The organism is Streptomyces sp. NPDC001002 (assembly GCF_053599215.1).
Window position 1 is genome coordinate 12,191 of the sequence record NZ_JBSFLV010000117.1, and the last position, 15,908, is coordinate 28,098.

The window sequence follows — 15,908 nt, forward strand, 5'->3', positions numbered from 1 at the left end:
GGAGGTTTACGCAGGTGGAGGTCGGGCTCCGTGAGGGTACCTGGTGTCAGGTGCCACCGCCGGGGGTGCTGTTCCCCGCATGCCCCCAGGGGTCAGTTCCAGTCGGTGTACGAGGTGACACCGTTGGTGTCGGCGAGCTGCTCGCCGGCGCCGTCGAGGTCCTCGGGCAGCAGACTCCACACGATGAAGTCGGTGCGTACGTCGCTCCAAGTGCCGTCCTCGGCACGGACGTGCGCTATGCACGCGCCCCGCAGGACGCCCTCGCTGATGCAGCCGATCTTCTGCGCGACCTGCTGCGAGGCGGTGTTGTCGGCCGCCGTGCGCAGCTCGATCCGCTCGAACTTCTGGTCGGTGAACAGCCATTGGGCGGTGGCGAGCGCCGCCTCCGAGGCGTAGCCCTCGCCGCGGGCCCAGGGGCCCACGATGTACGACAGCTCGATGGAGCGAACATGCCAGTCGGTCTTGGCGAGTTGGATGATGCCCACCAACCGCTGGGTGAGGAACTCGGTGACGGCGAAGTCGAGTCCGCGGCCCGACGCGCGTTCATTGGGCGCGTACTCGGTGATCCAGGAGCGGGCGCGGTCCTCCGTGTACGGCTGCGGCACGTCGGTCCAGGCGCCGACCTGTTCGTCGTTCATCATCTCGGCCAGTGCGGGCACATCGTCCTCGTCGAGGGGACGCAGCACCAACCGCTCCGTGCTGATGGAGATGTTGGGGAAGGTGCTAGTCATGCGACGCTCCGTAACCTTCGGAAGAACATGCAGGGCCCGCTGAACTGCCCAGCATGCAGCATGCAGCCACCGAAACGCACCACGGGGGTCCACCCCAAGTGAGGGAGTGGACCCGGTGCGTGGCGATACGCGACTAGAAGGACGCGATGACGGAGCCGTCGTACTTGTCCTCGATGAACTTCTTGACCTCGGGGGAGGTGAGGAGCTTCGCGAGCTTCTTCACCCGCGGGTCCTTCTCGTTGCCCTCCTTGACCGCGAGGAAGTTGCCGTACGGGCTGTTCTTCGCGGACTCCAGGACGAGGGCGTCCTGGGCGGGCTTGATGTCCGCGGAGATCGCGTAGTTGCCGTTGATCACCGCGGCGTCCACGTCGTCCAGGGAGCGCGCGGTCTGGGCCGCCTCGACCTCCTTGAACTTGAGGTTCTTCGGGTTCTTGTCGATGTCCTGCGGAGTCGCCTCGTTGCCCGCGCCGTCCTTGAGGGTGATGAGCCCGTTCGCGGCGAGCAGCTTCAGCGAACGCGCCTCGTTCACCGCGTCGTTGGGGACGGCGACGGTCGCGCCGCTCTTCAGGGCGTCGACGCTCTTGACCTTGTGGGAGTAGAGGCCGAGCGGCTCCAGGTGCACCGTGACGACGGGCACGATGTGGGTGCCGCGCTTCTTGTTGAAGTCGTCGAGGTAGGGCTGGTTCTGGAAGTAGTTGGCGTCCACGGAGCCGTCCTCGGTCGCCGTGTTCGGGACGATGTAGTCCTGGAACTCCTTGACCTCCAGGTCGAGTCCGGCCTTCTTCGCCAGGTTGTCCTTGACGTAGTTGAGGATCTCGGCGTGCGGGGTCGGGCTCGCGGCGACGACCAGCGGGCCGCTGTAGTCGGACGAGGAGCCCGCGGAGTCCTTGTCCGAACCGCACGCGGTGAGCCCGAGGGTGAGGGCTCCGGCGGCGAGGACAGCGGTGGTGAACTTTGTGACGTTACGCACGAAAAGTGCCTTTCCTTCAGGGTGCAGCGACCCGCGATGGGTGTGCGGGGCGTTCTGGGTGGGGGTGACTCAGACGGTCTTGCTCGTCGCGGTGGACGCCTTGAGCAGCCGGAGCCTGGGGGCGGCACCGGACTGACCGGCGCGCCGGTGCAGCGTGCGGGCCGCGTAGTCGCCGGCGAACTGGATGAGCGAGATGACGACGGCGAGGATCGCGACGGTGATCCACATCAGCTGGGTCTCGAAGCGCTGGTAGCCGTAGCGGATGGCGATATCGCCGAGTCCGCCGGCGCCGACCGTGCCGGCCATGGCCGAGTAGCCGATGAGGGCGACGATCGTGGTCGTGGTGGAGGAGATCAGCGAGGGCAGCGACTCCGGCACGAGGACCTTGCGCACGATCGTCCAGGTGTTGCCGCCCATCGACTGCACGGCCTCGACGAGCCCGCCGTCCACTTCCCGGACAGCCGTCTCAACTAGGCGCGCGAAGAAGGGGATCGCGCCGATGGCGAGCGGCACGATGGCGGCCTCGCGGCCGATGGTCGTCCCCGTGATGGCGCGCGTGAAGCTCATCAGCGCGACCATCAGGATGATGAACGGCATCGACCGGGCGACGTTCACGACCTGCCCGACGACCTTGTTGGCGACGACGTTCTGCAGCAGACCGCCCCGGTCGGTGAGCACGAGGAGCACGCCGAGCGGCAGCCCGCCGACGACGGCGATGAGGGTGGACCAGCCGACCATGTAGAGGGTGTCCCAACACGCCTGGGACAGCAGCGGCTGCATCTCCGACCAGGTCACTTGGCACCTTCCTTCACGAGCTGGGGCTCGCCCACGATGTCGATCTGCAGGCCCTGCTCGCGCAGGAAGCCGATGGGCACGACGTTGTCCTCGTAGCGGCCGGGGAGTTCGATGCGCATCCGGCCGACCTGGAGGCCGCCGACGGTGTCGATGGCGGCGCCGAGGATCGATATGTCGATGTTGTAGGTGCGCGAGAGCTGGGAGATAACGGGCTGCGTGGCGGCCTCGCCCTGGAAGGTGACGTCGACGACCGTGCGGTCGGCGCCGGTGGCCTCGCCCTCGACCGGGAACAGCGCGGCGGCCAGCTCCGAGCCCGGCGTCGCGAGCAGCTCGCTCACCGTGCCGGACTCGACGATGCGGCCCCGCTCCATGAGGGCGGCGGAGTCGCAGATGGACTTCACGACGTTCATCTCGTGGGTGATGAGCAGGACGGTCAGACCCAGTTGCTGGTTCAGGTCGCGCAGCAACTGGAGGATGGAGCGAGTGGTCTCCGGGTCGAGGGCGCTGGTCGCCTCGTCGGACAGGAGCACCTTGGGGTCGCCGGCCAGGGCGCGGGCGATGCCGACGCGCTGCTTCTGGCCGCCGGAGAGCTGGGCGGGGTAGGCCTTCGCCTTGTCGGCGAGCCCGACCAGGTCGAGGAGTTCGAGTGCCTTGGCGGATCGTTCCTTCCCCGACCTGCCGAGGATCTCCAGCGGCAGCTCGATGTTGTCCTGGACAGTCCGCGAGGACAGCAGGTTGAAGTGCTGGAAGACCATGCCGATACGGCTGCGCGCCTGCCGGAGTTCCCGGCCGGCACGGGGGCCGCGGCCGGCAAGGGCGGTCAGGTCCTGTCCGGCGACGGTCACCGTCCCTGCGGTGGGGCGCTCCAGCAGGTTGACGCAGCGGATGAGCGAGGACTTGCCGGCGCCGGACTGGCCGATGACGCCGTACACCTCGCCTTCGCGGACGTGGAGATCGACGCCGTCGAGGGCGGTGACCTCACGGCCGCGCGAGCGGTAGACCTTGGTCAGGCCTGATGTCGTGATCACTGGGGTTTCCGTCACTGTCGAGTACGCGGGCGTGGGTGTGCCCTGGTACGGGAAGACAAGGGGTGCGCGGGGCAGGGTGGTCACGTACGGCGTTCGACGACGTACGGACATGCCGCAGCTGCTCGCTTCGGGGCGCGAGACTCAGGGGTTGGTGCGAGGGCCCTCTAGAAGGCGCACATTCGACACATACAACGAGCACCGGGCGTCAGGGTCGCCTCGGTCGCAAGGGTGCGGTAGCTCGTCGTGGTCATGTGATCAGTAAAGCAGACGTATGGTCCTTACCAAATGCCGCTGTCCGCATGCTGGACGGCCGCGGACGCCTTTCAGCCGCGGACCGAGATCTCCACTCCCCCGGCGCCGACCAGCGCGGACAAAGCCGAGAGGTCGTTCACCACGAGGTCGGCGGCGAGCTCGTGGGCCTGGTGGGTTGTGGTCAACGCCACGGTGGTCATGCCGGCCGCGCGGCCCGCCCGCAGGCCGGCCGGGGCGTCCTCGAAGACGACGCAGCGGGCCGGGTCGACGCCGAGTTCGCGGGCGGCGCGGAGGTAGGGCTCGGGGTCGGGCTTGCCGCGGGTGACGTCGTCGGCGGTGATCAGCGTCTTGGGCAGGATGCCGACGGCGTCGAGCCGGGCCTCGGCGAGCGGGCGGGTGGCGGAGGTGACGACGGCCCAGCGCTCGGCGGGCAGGGCGGCGAGGAACGCCTGCGTGCCGGGCAGCAGACGGACGCCTCCGTTGGGCACGTCCTCCACCTCCAGCTGCTCGATCCGCGCGACGGCCGCCGGTACGACGTCGGCGGGCAGCAGGTCGGCGGCTATCTCCGCGGCCGTGCGCCCGTGCAGTTCGACGCTCCCGAACGCCTCGGCGGTGATGCCGTACTCCCGCGCCCAGCGGGCCCAGCAACGGCGGACGGATTCGAGGGAGGAGACGAGCGTGCCGTCGTTGTCGAACAGGAGGGCTTCGGCGTGGATCTTCATGCTCCCGACCCTACGTCGCACGGCGGGGGCGACGGCATCGGGCCTTTTGGCCCGTAATAGGGTCGCGGCATGCTTGATGCCCTGACGCTGGTGACCGGTGTCGCCGCGCTGCTGCTCGCCGCCTGGTGCGGATGGGCCGCCTACCGCGATCAGCCGACGAAGGACTGGCACTTCATCGGCATGGCCGTGGTGTCGTTCCTGGCCGTGGTCCAGCTGGTGGTCGGGATCGTGCAGCTGGCGCGGGGCGAAAAGCCGGAACAGGGCACGACGATCTTCGTCGCCTATCTGATCGGCGCGTTCGCCTGCGTCCCGGCGGCCGGGTTCATGTCCCTTGCGGAGCGCACCCGCTGGGGTTCGATCACGGTCGCCGCCGGCGGTGTGGTGCTGGCCGTCCTCGAAGTGCGGCTCTACGACATCTGGGGAGGGTGAGTTGACCACCGTGAAAGAGAACCTGGACGAGAAGGACGGCCGGACCGGACGGCTCGTCAGCGGGCCGGGCATGCTGCTCGTCTGGTTCTACGGCGTGATGGTCGTCGGCGCGGTCTCGCGCTCCGTCTACCAGATCGCCACCGAGTTCGACCGGGCGCCGCTCGCCTACTCGCTGTCGGCGCTCGCGGGTCTCGTGTACGGCTTCATCACGTACTCGCTGGTCCGCGGCGGGGAGCGGGCCCGCAAGGCGGCACAGGTCTGCTGCGCCGCCGAACTCGCGGGGGTGCTGATCGTCGGTACCTGGACGCTGGTCGAGCCCTCGGCCTTCCCGGACGCCACGGTCTGGTCGGACTACGGCATGGGGTACGTCTTCATCCCCGTACTGCTGCCGATCTCCGCGCTGTACTGGCTGCGGAAGAACCGCGCCGTCAAGCCGTAGGAGCGCTTCAGGCGGTGGTGGCGTACGCCTCCGCCTTCTTCTCCAGGACGATCATCGGTACGCCGTCGGCGCCTTGGGACGTGCCCACCGTCTCGTAGCCCACGCGGCGGTACAGGCGGAGGTTGCCCTCGCTGCGGTGGCCCGTGTAGAGGCGGAACCTGGTGGCGCCGCGCTCCTCGACCAGGGCACCCTCGGCCGCGCGCAGCAGCCGCGCGCCGATGCCGTGACCCTGGAGGCGGGGGTGGACGCAGAGCTTGCCGATGGCGGCCGAGCCGTCCTCGGTGATCCGGCCGCGCACCGAGCCGACCACTTCCTCGCCGAGCCGGGCCACGAAGACGCAGTCCGCGGCCACCTCCTCGCGGACCGAGTCCAGGGTCTGGACGAGCGGGTCGATGCGGTAGTTGCCGTACAGCGCCGCCTCGCTCTGGAAGCTCAGGTACTGGAGCTTGAAGATCTGCTCTGCATCCTGCTCGGTCGCCACCGAGATGGTCACGCTCATGCCCATGTGCGCACGCCTCCCGCTCACCTGATCGCCTGTAGTTCTCACTCCTATCCCCGTGCTTCGGGTGCCGCAACCTCCGGCGCGAGCAAACGACGGAGACATCCAAGACATCTGGAGCGTTCCGGGCCGAGACTTCCCTGTGAGATACCCAACTCCCCGGCGATTTCCCGGTATGTCAGGTCTTTCGGGGAGAGCAGCGCCTCCAGCAACCGGGGACAGCGGCCGGGCAGCCGGCGCACGGCGTCCCGCAGGGCACGGTGGCGGGCCGAGGCGAGGGCGAGGTGCTCGGGGTCACGGGCGGCCTCATCGGCCGGTTCGGTTTCATACGGCCGTTCGATGCGGTGCGTACGACGGGTGCGGCGGACCTCCGAGCGGACGGCTCGGCGCAGCCAGCCCTGCGGGTCGCGGGGCGGGCCGTCGGAGTCGAGGCGCTCCAAGAGGCGGAGCCAGACGGCCTGCTCCAGGTCGCCCGGTTCGGTTCCGGAGGCATATGCCTCGGCGGAGGCCTCGGCGGCGAGCAGTGGGCGCAGGGTGGCTACGAGGTTGTGCGTCATATGCGGCACGACGCGGCCGCCCGGGCGATGGGTTGCCCGGGCGGCCGACTGTCACCCCAATCGGGGCTTTGTGCTCAGCTGTTGACGAACGACTCAGCCGTGGTTCCGGCGTGGCCTCAGCGCTTGAGGAAGTCCGCGCGGGCCAGCAGACCGGTGTCGGCGTTGTCGGTGAAGACACCGTCGATGCCGGTGGCGAAGTAGCGCTTGAAGGCGCCGAACGCGTCGCCGTAGGCGTCCACGTCCGTGCCCTTGCGGTACTCCAGCGGCAGGAAGGGGTTCTCGTTGCGCATGGTGTAGGGGTGCAGGATCAGGCCCGCCTTGTGCGCGTCGGCGACCAGAGTGGTCTCCTTGTTCAGGCTGCCGTCCGCGTTCTTCGTGATGATCAGGTCGAGCGTCGGACCCAGGCCCTGCGCGTACGTCGCGATCTCGCGCAGGCCCTGCGGCTTGACCAGGTCGTCGGTGGTGCGCGGGTCGCCCTGGTCGATGAAGTCGAAGGGGCGGGTGCCCGTGCCGGACAGCAGCACCGCGAGGTTGTTGTCGACCAGCTTGCTGATCTTCTGGATGCTGGTCGGCTCGAAGGACTGGATGAGGACCGGCGAGTTCCTGCGGTCCTTGCCGTGCTTGCGCAGGGCCTTCGCGAGCAGCTTCTCGATGTCGAAGCCGCGCTTGCGGAAGTAGGTGGGGTGCTTCATCTCGGGGTAGATGAAGACCTGCTTGCCGCGCTTACGGGTCTGCTCGTCCTGCCACTTGAGCACCTCTTCGAAGGTGGGGATCTCCCAGCGGCCGTTGTAGAGCGTGTTGTGCGGGCGGTTGGCCGGAATGCGCTCGATCGCGCGCAGCGTCTTCAGCTCGGCGAGCGTGAAGTCCTCGGTGAACCAACCGGTGGTGGAGACGCCGTCCAGCGACTTGGTGGTCTTGCGGGAGGCGAACTCGGTGTGGTCGGCGACGTCCGTGGTGCCGCCGATCTCCGGCTCGTGCCGGCAGACCAGGTGACCGTCCTTCGTGAGGACCAGGTCACCGGCCTCGACGATGTCGGCGCCCATGTCCAGGGCCAGGTCGTACGAGCCGAAGGTGTGCTCCGGGCGGTAGCCGCTGGTGCCGCGGTGGCCGATGATCGTCGGCTTGGGCAGGCTGCTCAGGCCGCCGCCGTGGCCGTGCCCGGCGCTCGTCGCGCTCGCGGTGCCCGACAGACCGAGCACGGCCCCGCCCGCTCCGAGTACCGCCGCACCGAGGAGCGCCCGTCGCCCGGTACCGCCTGACTGCTCGTTCTCCTGCGCGCCCATGAGCGACTCCCCTGACCTCGGCTTGATCTAGTTGTCTCAGCGCGCCGATCGTAGGGTCGTGGACATGACGCGAGGGAGACCTCGGCCGGAACACGCGGGTGACTCGGGATGTCGTATCAGGAGACCCGCGCGGATGCCCGGGGATCCCCGGCATAGGAATCTCCGTTCGAGGTACGCGACCTCCGTCACATCGTTCCGGGGCGGTTACCGACTGCCAACGGGGCGCCACCGCAGGTAAACGCGGGTCAACAGTGCGTAAGACCTCGGTGAACCCGCGCTCCCCGATGTGCACGACCGGTCGAACCGCGAGTATCGTCCCGACCTGCACAGACTCATATTGAATCCCTTGACACCGGAGGGCCCGTTGTCCCGCTTCGCGCTCATCAAGGCAGTGCTCGGACCGATCATGCGCCTGATGTTCCGCCCACAGGTGGAGGGCGTGGAGCACATCCCGGGCGACGGTCCCGTCATCCTGGCCGGAAACCACCTCACGTTCATCGACTCGATGATCCTTCCGCTGGTCTGCGACCGGCAGGTGCTCTTCATCGGCAAGGACGAGTACGTCACCGGCAAGGGCTTCAAGGGCCGCCTGATGGCCTGGTTCTTCACCGGCGTCGGCATGATCCCGGTGGACCGGGACGGTGCCAACGGTGGCGTGGCGGCGTTGATGACCGGGCGCCGGGTCCTTGAAGAGGGCAAGGTCTTCGGGATCTATCCCGAGGGCACGCGGTCGCCCGACGGCCGGCTGTACCGGGGGCGCACGGGCATCGCCCGGCTCACGATGATGACGGGGGCGCCGGTCGTTCCCTTCGCGATGATCGGCACGGACAAGTTGCAGCCGGGTGGGGCGGGGTTTCCTCGGCCGGGGCGGGTGACCGTGCGGTTCGGTGAGGCGATGGAGTTCTCTCGGTACGAGGGGATGGATCGGGATCGGTATGTGCTGCGGGCTGTTACCGACTCTGTGATGACTGAGGTCATGCGGTTGTCGGGGCAGGAGTACGTGGATATGTACGCCACGAAGGCCAAGGCTGCGTAACGGTTCGTTTTTGGGTGCGGCTTCGTTGTGGTTGCTCGCGCAGTTCCCCGCGCCCCTTACGGGGCGCTTTCCAACCGTTGGTCTCGCAGCATGAACCATGCCGCAACTGCGGTTGCCAGCAGGACCGTTGCGCCCACCGCTGATGCCACGCTGAGGCCGTTGACGAAAGCCTCCCTTGCCGACGTCAGCATTTCCTGGGCCGTCTGAGTCGGCATATTTCCCGCCGCCTCCACCGCGCCACCCAGTGACTCGTGCGCCCCTTCCGGCGTGCCCGCCGGAGACGCGAAGCCCCTGTAGACGCCCGTCACGATCGAGCCCAGGACCGCGATGCCGAGGGCCGCGCCCAGTTCGTACGCCGTTTCCGAGACCGCTGATGCCGCGCCCGCCTGTTCCTTCGGTACGGAGGAGAGGATGACGTCGGCGGTCACTGTGAAGGAGAAGCCGGCGCCGACGCCCACCACCAGCAGCGCGGCACCGAGGATCGGGTAACCGGTCGACTGGCCCAGCGTCGTCAGTACGGCCAGTGCCAGGCCCACCGCCGCCAGACCGCCCGCGACGACCGAGCGGACCGAGAAGCGCCGGGCCGCGCGACCCGCGATCAGACCGGCCGCCACCGCGCCCACCGCCGCCGGGATTTCGGCCAGGCCCGCCTCGAACGGGCCCCTGCCCTGCACGAGTTGCAGGTACTGGGAGAGGAAGAACACCAGCCCGGACAGGCCGAGGATGGTCAGCAGGTCGGCCAGGACCGCCGCGCTGAAGCCGCGGTTGCGGAACAGGCGCATGTCCAACAGAGGTGCGGGAAGCGTGAGTTGGCGGCGCACGAACCAGTACAGGGCCGCTGCTCCCGCCATGCCCGCCGCGACCGAGTGCCACTCGAAGCCGTGCGTCGCCGCCTCCTTGACCGCGTAGACGACACCGATCACACCGACCAGGGACAGCACGACGCTAATCATGTCCCACGGTCCGGGGTTGGGGTTCTTCGACTCCGGGAGCATCTTGATGCCGACCAGGACGAGGACCGCCATCACCGGCAGGTTGATGAGGAAGACCGAGCCCCACCAGAAGTGTTCGAGCAGGAAGCCGCCCGCGACCGGACCAACTGCCGTACCGGCGGATGCCGTTGCGCCCCAGATGCCCACCGCCAGGCTGCGTTCGCGCGGGTCGTGGAAGAGGTTGCGGATCAGGGCCAGGGTGGCCGGCATGAGGGTCGCGCCCGCGACGCCGAGCAGGGCGCGGGCGAGGATCATCAACTCCGGTGTGGAGGCATAGGCGTTGAGGACGGATATCGCGCCGAAGGCGGTGGCGCCGAGCAGCAGGATGCGCTTGCGGCCGATGCGGTCGCCGAGGCTGCCCATGGAGACCAGGAGGCCGGCGATCACGAAGGAGTAGACGTCGCCGATCCAGAGGAGTTGGGTGCCGGACGGCTTCAAGTCCTCGCTGATGTAAGGGGTCGCGAGGCCGAGGACGGTCGCGTCGACGGCCACCAGCAGCACGGCGAGCACGAGGACGGACAGCGCGAGCCAGCGGCCCGGGCGCTTCACCGCCTCGGTCGTGGACGCCGGCTGCAGGGTGCTGGTCATGATTCCTCTCTCCGTGTTTCGTCTCTGCGTGTTTCGTCTCTGCGCAGTGCGCCGCCGAGCAGCAGCTCGGCGATCATGCGTGTGAAGTCCTTGGGGGCACCCTTGCCGCTCTGCACCATCCAGGCGCCGGAGGCCAGCAGGCCGAACAGCGCCTCGGTGAGCCAGGCGGGCGTGAGGTCGATGCGGAACTCGCCGTCCTGCTGGCCGCGCCGGAACAGGGCGGTGATGCGATCGTCGATCCGGGCCCAGCCCACGTGCTGTTCCTCGCCCTCGAACAGCTGGTTCTCGGTGTAGAGGAAGGCGAGCAGGCCGGCCGCCGGTTCAATCTCGCGGACGAGCCGCCGTACGGCGTCCTCGGCGGGGCCCTCGTCCAGCCGCGCCGCCTCCAGCGCGGTCTCGCACTCGGCGATGCCGAGCGCCTCCAGCGCCCGCACGAGCGCGTCGCGGCCCGCGAACTGGCGGTGCAGCGTGGCCCGGCTGATCCCGGCGGCCTTGGCGACCTCGTCCATGGTCGCGGTGGACTTGCGGGTCAGCAGGGCCGCGGCGGCGCGGAGTACGTGGTCGCGATCGAGAGCCATGAGACAACCATAAACCATGTGAGACATTTCTGTCTCATCACGGGCATGACTGTCTCATGGACGGTTGATCATGGGTGGTTGGTCATAGGTGGTTGGTCATGGTCGACAGGGATTGCTCAGTGCCAGGGCAGCCGGCCGCGCTTCTCCCAGTACGTCTGCGGGTCCTCGACCAGCGTCGCGAGGCGGGACACCTGGTCGTCGTCCAGGTCCACGACCGCCGCGTGCAGGTTGGAGGCGAGTTGGCCGACGGTCGCGGCGCCGGAGAGGACCACGCCTGCCCAGGGCTCGCGCAGGATCAACGCGAGGGCGACCGCGTCGCAGCCAAGTGACGTTTCTGCGGATACGGCCTTCAGCGCGTCCGGCGCGTACGGCTCCGCCAGCCGTCCGTTGGCCATGCCCTCCTTGACGATCACCGTGAGGCCGGCGTCGTGCGCCTCGGCGAGGGCGGGGCCCGCCGAGGTCTCCAGGGCGTTGTACGTCGACTGGACGGTACGGAAGAGGGGCTCGCCGTCGACCGTCACGGCGAGGGCGGCCCGGATGGCGTCCGCCTGGGCGGGGCCGCTGGTGGAGAAGCCGATGGTGATGCCCTGGGCCGCCGCCTCCGCCAGTTTGGCGTGCAGTTCCTTGTCCGTGAGGGCCGGGCTGTCGGGAGTCACGGAGTGGATCTGGTAGAGGTCCAGACGGTCGCCGAGCAGCTCGGCGGTTTCGCCGCGCTGGCGGTCGTAGGTCTGGACTGTGTGGTCCTTGACCTCGTGCTTCTCGGCATCTGTCGTCCAGCCGGCGGTGTAGGTGTAGCCCCACTTGCTGCCGACGACCACGTCGTCGATGTCGGGCCTCGCGTGCAGCCAGTCTGCGAGGAACTCCTCGCTTCGGCCGTAGGAGCGGGCCGCGTCGAAGTAGCGGACGCCTTGCGCGTACGCGGCGTCGAGGAGTTCGTGGGTGCGGCGGCGCATCGCGTCGACGCCGCGGTTCTCTCCGAGGTCTGCTTCTCGGCCGAGGTTGATGTAGCCGGGGCGACCTACTGCGGCGAGGCCTAGGCCGATGTGGCAGGTGGGGGTTGTTGCTGTGGCCAGTCGGGCGAAGGGCATCGCGGGCTCCGTGGGGGTCGGCTCCGGTACGGCTTCCGACCAACGTAACCCGCGATGACCTTCGCTTCAGAGCGATGGGGGATGCGGTGAATTGGCGGGTGCGGGTGCGTCGTGGTTGCTCGCGCAGTTCCCCGCGCCCCTAAAGACACTCAACTCTTCGCCGTTGACCAAGCGTGCTGTGCCTCCACATTCGCCTTCACCTCTGCCAGTTGGATCGCCACCGCGCTCGGGGCCGTGCCGCCTCGCCCGTTTCGGGAGGCGAGAGCGCCCGGAACGTTGAGTACCGTCCGGACCTCCGGGGTCAGGTGGGCCGAGATCTTCGCGAACTGGTCGTCCGTCAGGCCGTCCAGTTCGATGCCCTCGGCCTCCGCGACCTTGACGCACTCGCCCGCGACCTCGTGCGCCACCCGGAACGGGACGCCCTGCTTGACCAGCCACTCGGCGATGTCGGTGGCGAGGGAGAAGCCGGCCGGGGCCAGTTCCTCCATGCGGTCGCGGTGGACCGTCAGCGTGGCCATCATGCCGGTGAACGCCGGGAGCAGGACCTCCAGTTGGTCGATGGAGTCGAAGACCGGCTCCTTGTCCTCCTGGAGGTCGCGGTTGTACGCGAGAGGGAGGGCCTTGAGCGTTGCCATGAGGCCCGTGAGATTGCCGATCAGGCGGCCGCTCTTGCCGCGCGCAAGCTCCGCGATGTCCGGGTTCTTCTTCTGCGGCATGATCGACGAGCCCGTGGAGAAGGCGTCGTGCAGGGTGACGAAGGAGAACTCCTTCGTGTTCCAGATGATGACCTCCTCGGCGATCCGGGAGAGGTTCACACCGATCATCGCCGTGATGAAGGCGAACTCGGCGACGAAGTCGCGGGACGCCGTGCCGTCGATCGAGTTGGCGACCGAGCCGTGCTCGAAGCCCAGGTCCTTCGCCACCGACTCCGGGTCCAGGCCGAGGGACGAGCCCGCGAGGGCTCCCGAGCCGTACGGGGAGACCGCCGTGCGCTCGTCCCACTGGCGCAGGCGCTCCGCGTCCCGGGACAGGGGCTGGACGTGGGCCAGCACGTGGTGGGCGAACAGGACCGGCTGGGCGTGCTGGAGGTGGGTGCGGCCGGGCATCGCCACGTCCGGGTGGGCCTCGGCGAGCCCGATCAGCGCGTCCTGGAGGTCCGCGATCAGACCGCCGATCGTCCGGGCGTGGTCCCGCAGGTACATGCGGAAGAGCGTCGCGACCTGGTCGTTGCGCGAGCGGCCGGCGCGGAGCTTGCCGCCGAGGTCGGGGCCGAGGATCTCCAACAGGCCGCGTTCCAGGGCCGTATGGACGTCCTCGTCGGCGATCGTGCCGACCAGGGTGCCGTCGGCCACGTTCGCCGCGAGCTGGTCGAGGCCCGCGAGCATGCGGGTCAGCTCGTCGTCCGTGAGGAGGTGCGCCTTGTGCAGCACGCGCGCGTGGGCTCGGGAACCGGCGATGTCGTAGGGCGCGAGCCGCCAGTCGAAGTGGACGGACGCGGACAGCTTCGCCAGGGCCTCGGCGGGACCGTCGGCGAAACGGCCGCCCCAGAGCCGTACGTCACCGCTGTTGCTGCTCACTTGCTCGTACTCCTCGGAAGTCGGAAGAGGGTCGGAACGGGGGTGGATGCGCCACCGCCTCCCCACCTTTCCAGGTGAGGAGGCGGCTGTCAGATCAGCGTGTGTGAGGCACCCGCGGGGTTACGCCAGGTCTCGCTTGGCGGCGATCTTCGACGACAGGCTGTAGATGTCGATGAAGCCCTTGGCCGCGGCCTGGTCGAAGGTGTCGCCGGTGTCGTAGGTGGCGAGGTTGAAGTCGTACAGGGACGACTCGGAGCGCCGGCCGGTGACGACCGCGCGGCCGCCGTGCAGGGTGAGGCGGATGTCGCCGTTGACGTGCTGGCTGGCCTCGTCGATGAAGCCGTCCAGGGCGCGCTTGAGCGGGGAGAACCACTGGCCGTCGTAGACCAGTTCGCCCCAGCGCTGCTCGACCTGCCGCTTGTAGCGGGCCAGTTCGCGCTCGACGGTGACGTTCTCCAGCTCCTGGTGGGCGGTGATCAGGGCGATCGCACCCGGAGCCTCGTACACCTCACGGGACTTGATACCGACCAGGCGGTCCTCGACCATGTCGATCCGGCCGATGCCCTGGGCGCCGGCGCGCTCGTTGAGCTGCTGGATGGCCTGGAGGACGGTGACGGGCTTGCCGTCGAGGGCGACCGGGACGCCCGCCTTGAAGGTGATGACGACCTCGTCGGCGTCCCGCTGGACCGCCGGGTTCTGCGTGTACTCGTAGATGTCCTCGATCGGGGCGTTCCAGATGTCCTCCAGGAAGCCCGTCTCGACGGCGCGTCCGAAGACGTTCTGGTCGATGGAGTACGGGGACTTCTTGGTGGTCGCGATCGGGAGGTTCTTGTCCTCGCAGAACGCGATCGCCTTGTCACGGGTCATCGCGTAGTCGCGGACCGGGGCGATGCACTTGAGGTCGGGGGCGAGGGCGACGATGCCGGCCTCGAAGCGGACCTGGTCGTTGCCCTTGCCGGTGCAGCCGTGGGCGACCGTGGTGGCGCCGTGCTTGTGGGCGGCGGCGACCAGGTGCTTGACGATCGTCGGCCGGGAGAGCGCGGAGACCAGCGGGTAGCGGTCCATGTAGAGGGCGTTGGCCTTGATCGCCGGGAGGCAGTACTCCTCGGCGAACTCGTCCTTGGCGTCGGCCACTTCGGCCTCGACCGCACCGCACGCGAGGGCGCGCTTGCGGATGACGTCCAGGTCCTCGCCACCCTGGCCGACGTCGACCGCAACGGCGATGACCTCGGCGCCCGTCTCCTCGGCGATCCAGCCGATGGCGACGGAGGTGTCCAATCCGCCTGAGTAGGCGAGTACGACGCGCTCGGTCACGGGTTTCTCCTCACAGTGCATTCGCTGACATGCATGAGTATGCAGCACTCTGCATGGTTCGTCAATCCGGGGTGCGAGAGGCGGTCGGCCAAAGGCCGGGTCGGCACGCCGACGGGATACCGGGCCGGGAATTTTGCAACTTCCTTGAACATCAGAAACCGCTTGCCCGTACTCCTCGCCGAACGCAGGCGCCGCGTTTGTAAACACCGAACACCCCCGACACACACCCGACTTGAGTGAGGCATCCCCATGTCCAGGGCTCTTCCGAAGTACAACAAGCGCCGTGTCGCGTTCATCGGCGGTGCTGCCGCGCTGGTGCTGTCCGGCGCGGTGATCGCCGGTTCCGCACTGGCCGGGGAGACGTCCAAGAGCAACGGGAACACCGCCCGGACGCTGGCCGACCCGGGCACGATCACCTGCCCGGACGTCGCGTCCCAGCTGCCGGAGATCCCGGCCTCCGCCCAGGCCGAGGTCGACCGCAACCTCGCCCTCCTCCAGACCCAGATCGACGAAGCCAACAAGCGCCTCGTCGACACCGTCGGACAGGGCGGCGCCAACTTCGTCCAGAACGCCATCCTCGGCCCGCTGGAGGACAAGCGGATCGCCACCGTCAACCGCATCGCCACCGCCATCGGCCGCACCGCCGAGAAGCCGACCGGACTGGACGCGCTGGCGCCCTGCACGCTGAACGCCGGGGGCGTCGCCGACACCGGTGGCGACACGGGCACGGGTGAGGACACGGGCGCCGGTGACGACGTCTCCGCCGCGCCCAGCGAGACGGCTGCGGCGGCGGAGGGCGCCGAGGGCTCGACCGGTGCGGGCGACGCGGCCAGTGGCGAGAACACCGGCGTCGGCACGATCAGCTGCCCGGACGTCGCCTCGCAGCTGCCGGAGATCCCGGCCTCCGCGCAGGCCGAGGTCGACCGCAACCTCGCCCTCCTCCAGACCCAGATCGACGAGGCCGACAAGCGCCTCGTCGACACCGTCGGACAGGGCGGCGCCAACTTCGTCCAGAACGCCATCCTGGGCC

17 protein-coding genes are annotated in these 15,908 nt (G+C 68.8%); 4 read left to right on the forward strand and 13 right to left on the reverse strand.

Going from position 1 to position 15,908, the window contains the following annotated elements; all coding sequences use genetic code 11:
* Positions 1–92 precede the first annotated feature (92 nt).
* The 5 genes from ACWDR3_RS36170 to ACWDR3_RS36190 form a co-directional block, all read right to left on the reverse strand.
* Positions 93–731: a GNAT family N-acetyltransferase gene (locus tag ACWDR3_RS36170; RefSeq protein ID WP_450356797.1), complete on the reverse strand. Its 639-nt coding sequence runs from the start codon at positions 729–731 to the stop codon at positions 93–95.
* A gap of 133 nt (positions 732–864) precedes the next feature.
* Positions 865–1,701 carry a MetQ/NlpA family ABC transporter substrate-binding protein gene (locus tag ACWDR3_RS36175; RefSeq protein ID WP_450356798.1) on the reverse strand — a complete coding sequence of 279 codons (837 nt, stop codon included), beginning with the start codon at positions 1,699–1,701 and terminating at the stop codon, positions 865–867.
* Positions 1,702–1,770: 69 nt separating this feature from the next.
* On the reverse strand, positions 1,771–2,496 hold the full coding sequence (locus tag ACWDR3_RS36180) for a methionine ABC transporter permease (protein WP_450356799.1): 726 nt from the start codon (positions 2,494–2,496) through the stop codon (positions 1,771–1,773).
* Complete coding sequence (locus tag ACWDR3_RS36185) at positions 2,493–3,524, reverse strand: methionine ABC transporter ATP-binding protein (RefSeq protein ID WP_450356800.1); 1,032 nt, start codon at positions 3,522–3,524, stop codon at positions 2,493–2,495. The genes ACWDR3_RS36180 and ACWDR3_RS36185 overlap by 4 nt, the downstream gene beginning before the upstream one ends.
* Positions 3,525–3,847: 323 nt before the next feature.
* Positions 3,848–4,498 (reverse strand): HAD family hydrolase, encoded by a 651-nt coding sequence (locus ACWDR3_RS36190; protein WP_450356801.1) that lies wholly within the window; start codon positions 4,496–4,498, stop codon positions 3,848–3,850.
* A gap of 69 nt (positions 4,499–4,567) precedes the next feature.
* Here ACWDR3_RS36190 and ACWDR3_RS36195 point away from each other — a divergent pair, with 69 nt between their 5' ends.
* Both ACWDR3_RS36195 and ACWDR3_RS36200 read left to right on the forward strand, forming a co-directional pair.
* On the forward strand, positions 4,568–4,927 hold the full coding sequence (locus ACWDR3_RS36195) for a hypothetical protein (protein ID WP_450356802.1): 360 nt from the start codon (positions 4,568–4,570) through the stop codon (positions 4,925–4,927).
* A gap of 70 nt (positions 4,928–4,997) precedes the next feature.
* Entirely contained in the window at positions 4,998–5,366 is a 369-nt protein-coding gene (locus ACWDR3_RS36200; protein ID WP_450356813.1) for a hypothetical protein, read from the forward strand.
* 7 nt (positions 5,367–5,373) lie between these two features.
* Here ACWDR3_RS36200 and ACWDR3_RS36205 read toward each other — a convergent pair whose 3' ends face one another.
* The 3 genes from ACWDR3_RS36205 to ACWDR3_RS36215 all read right to left on the reverse strand — a co-directional run bounded on the left by ACWDR3_RS36205 (position 5,374) and on the right by ACWDR3_RS36215 (position 7,705).
* Positions 5,374–5,871: a GNAT family N-acetyltransferase gene (locus ACWDR3_RS36205; protein ID WP_450356803.1), complete on the reverse strand. Its 498-nt coding sequence runs from the start codon at positions 5,869–5,871 to the stop codon at positions 5,374–5,376.
* 44 nt (positions 5,872–5,915) lie between these two features.
* The gene (locus ACWDR3_RS36210) at positions 5,916–6,422 is read right to left on the reverse strand and encodes an RNA polymerase sigma factor (protein WP_450356804.1); all 507 of its coding nucleotides are present in this window, start codon (positions 6,420–6,422) and stop codon (positions 5,916–5,918) included.
* A gap of 116 nt (positions 6,423–6,538) precedes the next feature.
* Positions 6,539–7,705 carry a glycerophosphodiester phosphodiesterase gene (locus ACWDR3_RS36215; protein ID WP_450356805.1) on the reverse strand — a complete coding sequence of 389 codons (1,167 nt, stop codon included), beginning with the start codon at positions 7,703–7,705 and terminating at the stop codon, positions 6,539–6,541.
* A gap of 364 nt (positions 7,706–8,069) precedes the next feature.
* Here ACWDR3_RS36215 and ACWDR3_RS36220 point away from each other — a divergent pair, with 364 nt between their 5' ends.
* A complete protein-coding gene (locus tag ACWDR3_RS36220) occupies positions 8,070–8,741 on the forward strand; it encodes a lysophospholipid acyltransferase family protein (RefSeq protein WP_450356814.1) in 672 nt (223 codons plus the stop codon).
* A gap of 56 nt (positions 8,742–8,797) precedes the next feature.
* On the opposite strand, the gene ACWDR3_RS36225 is transcribed toward ACWDR3_RS36220, so the two are convergent.
* From ACWDR3_RS36225 to ACWDR3_RS36245, 5 genes are all read right to left on the reverse strand, one after another.
* Positions 8,798–10,321 (reverse strand): MFS transporter, encoded by a 1,524-nt coding sequence (locus ACWDR3_RS36225; protein WP_450356806.1) that lies wholly within the window; start codon positions 10,319–10,321, stop codon positions 8,798–8,800.
* A complete protein-coding gene (locus ACWDR3_RS36230; protein ID WP_450356807.1) occupies positions 10,318–10,899 on the reverse strand; it encodes a TetR/AcrR family transcriptional regulator in 582 nt (193 codons plus the stop codon). The genes ACWDR3_RS36225 and ACWDR3_RS36230 overlap by 4 nt, the downstream gene beginning before the upstream one ends.
* Before the next feature lie 116 nt (positions 10,900–11,015).
* The gene (locus tag ACWDR3_RS36235; RefSeq protein WP_450356808.1) at positions 11,016–11,987 is read right to left on the reverse strand and encodes an aldo/keto reductase; all 972 of its coding nucleotides are present in this window, start codon (positions 11,985–11,987) and stop codon (positions 11,016–11,018) included.
* A gap of 149 nt (positions 11,988–12,136) precedes the next feature.
* Positions 12,137–13,564 (reverse strand): argininosuccinate lyase, encoded by a 1,428-nt coding sequence (argH, locus tag ACWDR3_RS36240; RefSeq protein WP_450356809.1) that lies wholly within the window; start codon positions 13,562–13,564, stop codon positions 12,137–12,139.
* A 120-nt stretch (positions 13,565–13,684) separates the two neighbouring features.
* Complete coding sequence (locus ACWDR3_RS36245; protein ID WP_450356810.1) at positions 13,685–14,878, reverse strand: argininosuccinate synthase; 1,194 nt, start codon at positions 14,876–14,878, stop codon at positions 13,685–13,687.
* Between the two features lie 249 nt (positions 14,879–15,127).
* On the opposite strand from ACWDR3_RS36245, the gene ACWDR3_RS36250 reads away from it, so the two are divergent.
* A partial coding sequence (locus ACWDR3_RS36250) for a hypothetical protein (protein ID WP_450356811.1) occupies positions 15,128–15,908 on the forward strand: 781 nt, incomplete at its 3' end.

Bases quoted from the DNA above. Each gene is read 5' to 3' on its own strand.
- ACWDR3_RS36230 (WP_450356807.1), bottom strand. From the start codon at position 10,899: ATGGCTCTCGATCGCGACCACGTACTCCGCGCCGCCGCGGCCCTGCTG.
- ACWDR3_RS36170 (WP_450356797.1), bottom strand. From the start codon at position 731: ATGACTAGCACCTTCCCCAACATCTCCATCAGCACGGAGCGGTTGGTG.
- ACWDR3_RS36190 (WP_450356801.1), bottom strand. From the start codon at position 4,498: ATGAAGATCCACGCCGAAGCCCTCCTGTTCGACAACGACGGCACGCTC.
- ACWDR3_RS36210 (WP_450356804.1), bottom strand. From the start codon at position 6,422: ATGACGCACAACCTCGTAGCCACCCTGCGCCCACTGCTCGCCGCCGAG.
- ACWDR3_RS36205 (WP_450356803.1), bottom strand. From the start codon at position 5,871: ATGGGCATGAGCGTGACCATCTCGGTGGCGACCGAGCAGGATGCAGAG.
- ACWDR3_RS36200 (WP_450356813.1), top strand. From the start codon at position 4,998: ATGCTGCTCGTCTGGTTCTACGGCGTGATGGTCGTCGGCGCGGTCTCG.
- ACWDR3_RS36195 (WP_450356802.1), top strand. From the start codon at position 4,568: ATGCTTGATGCCCTGACGCTGGTGACCGGTGTCGCCGCGCTGCTGCTC.
- ACWDR3_RS36235 (WP_450356808.1), bottom strand. From the start codon at position 11,987: ATGCCCTTCGCCCGACTGGCCACAGCAACAACCCCCACCTGCCACATC.
- ACWDR3_RS36215 (WP_450356805.1), bottom strand. From the start codon at position 7,705: ATGGGCGCGCAGGAGAACGAGCAGTCAGGCGGTACCGGGCGACGGGCG.
- ACWDR3_RS36225 (WP_450356806.1), bottom strand. From the start codon at position 10,321: ATGACCAGCACCCTGCAGCCGGCGTCCACGACCGAGGCGGTGAAGCGC.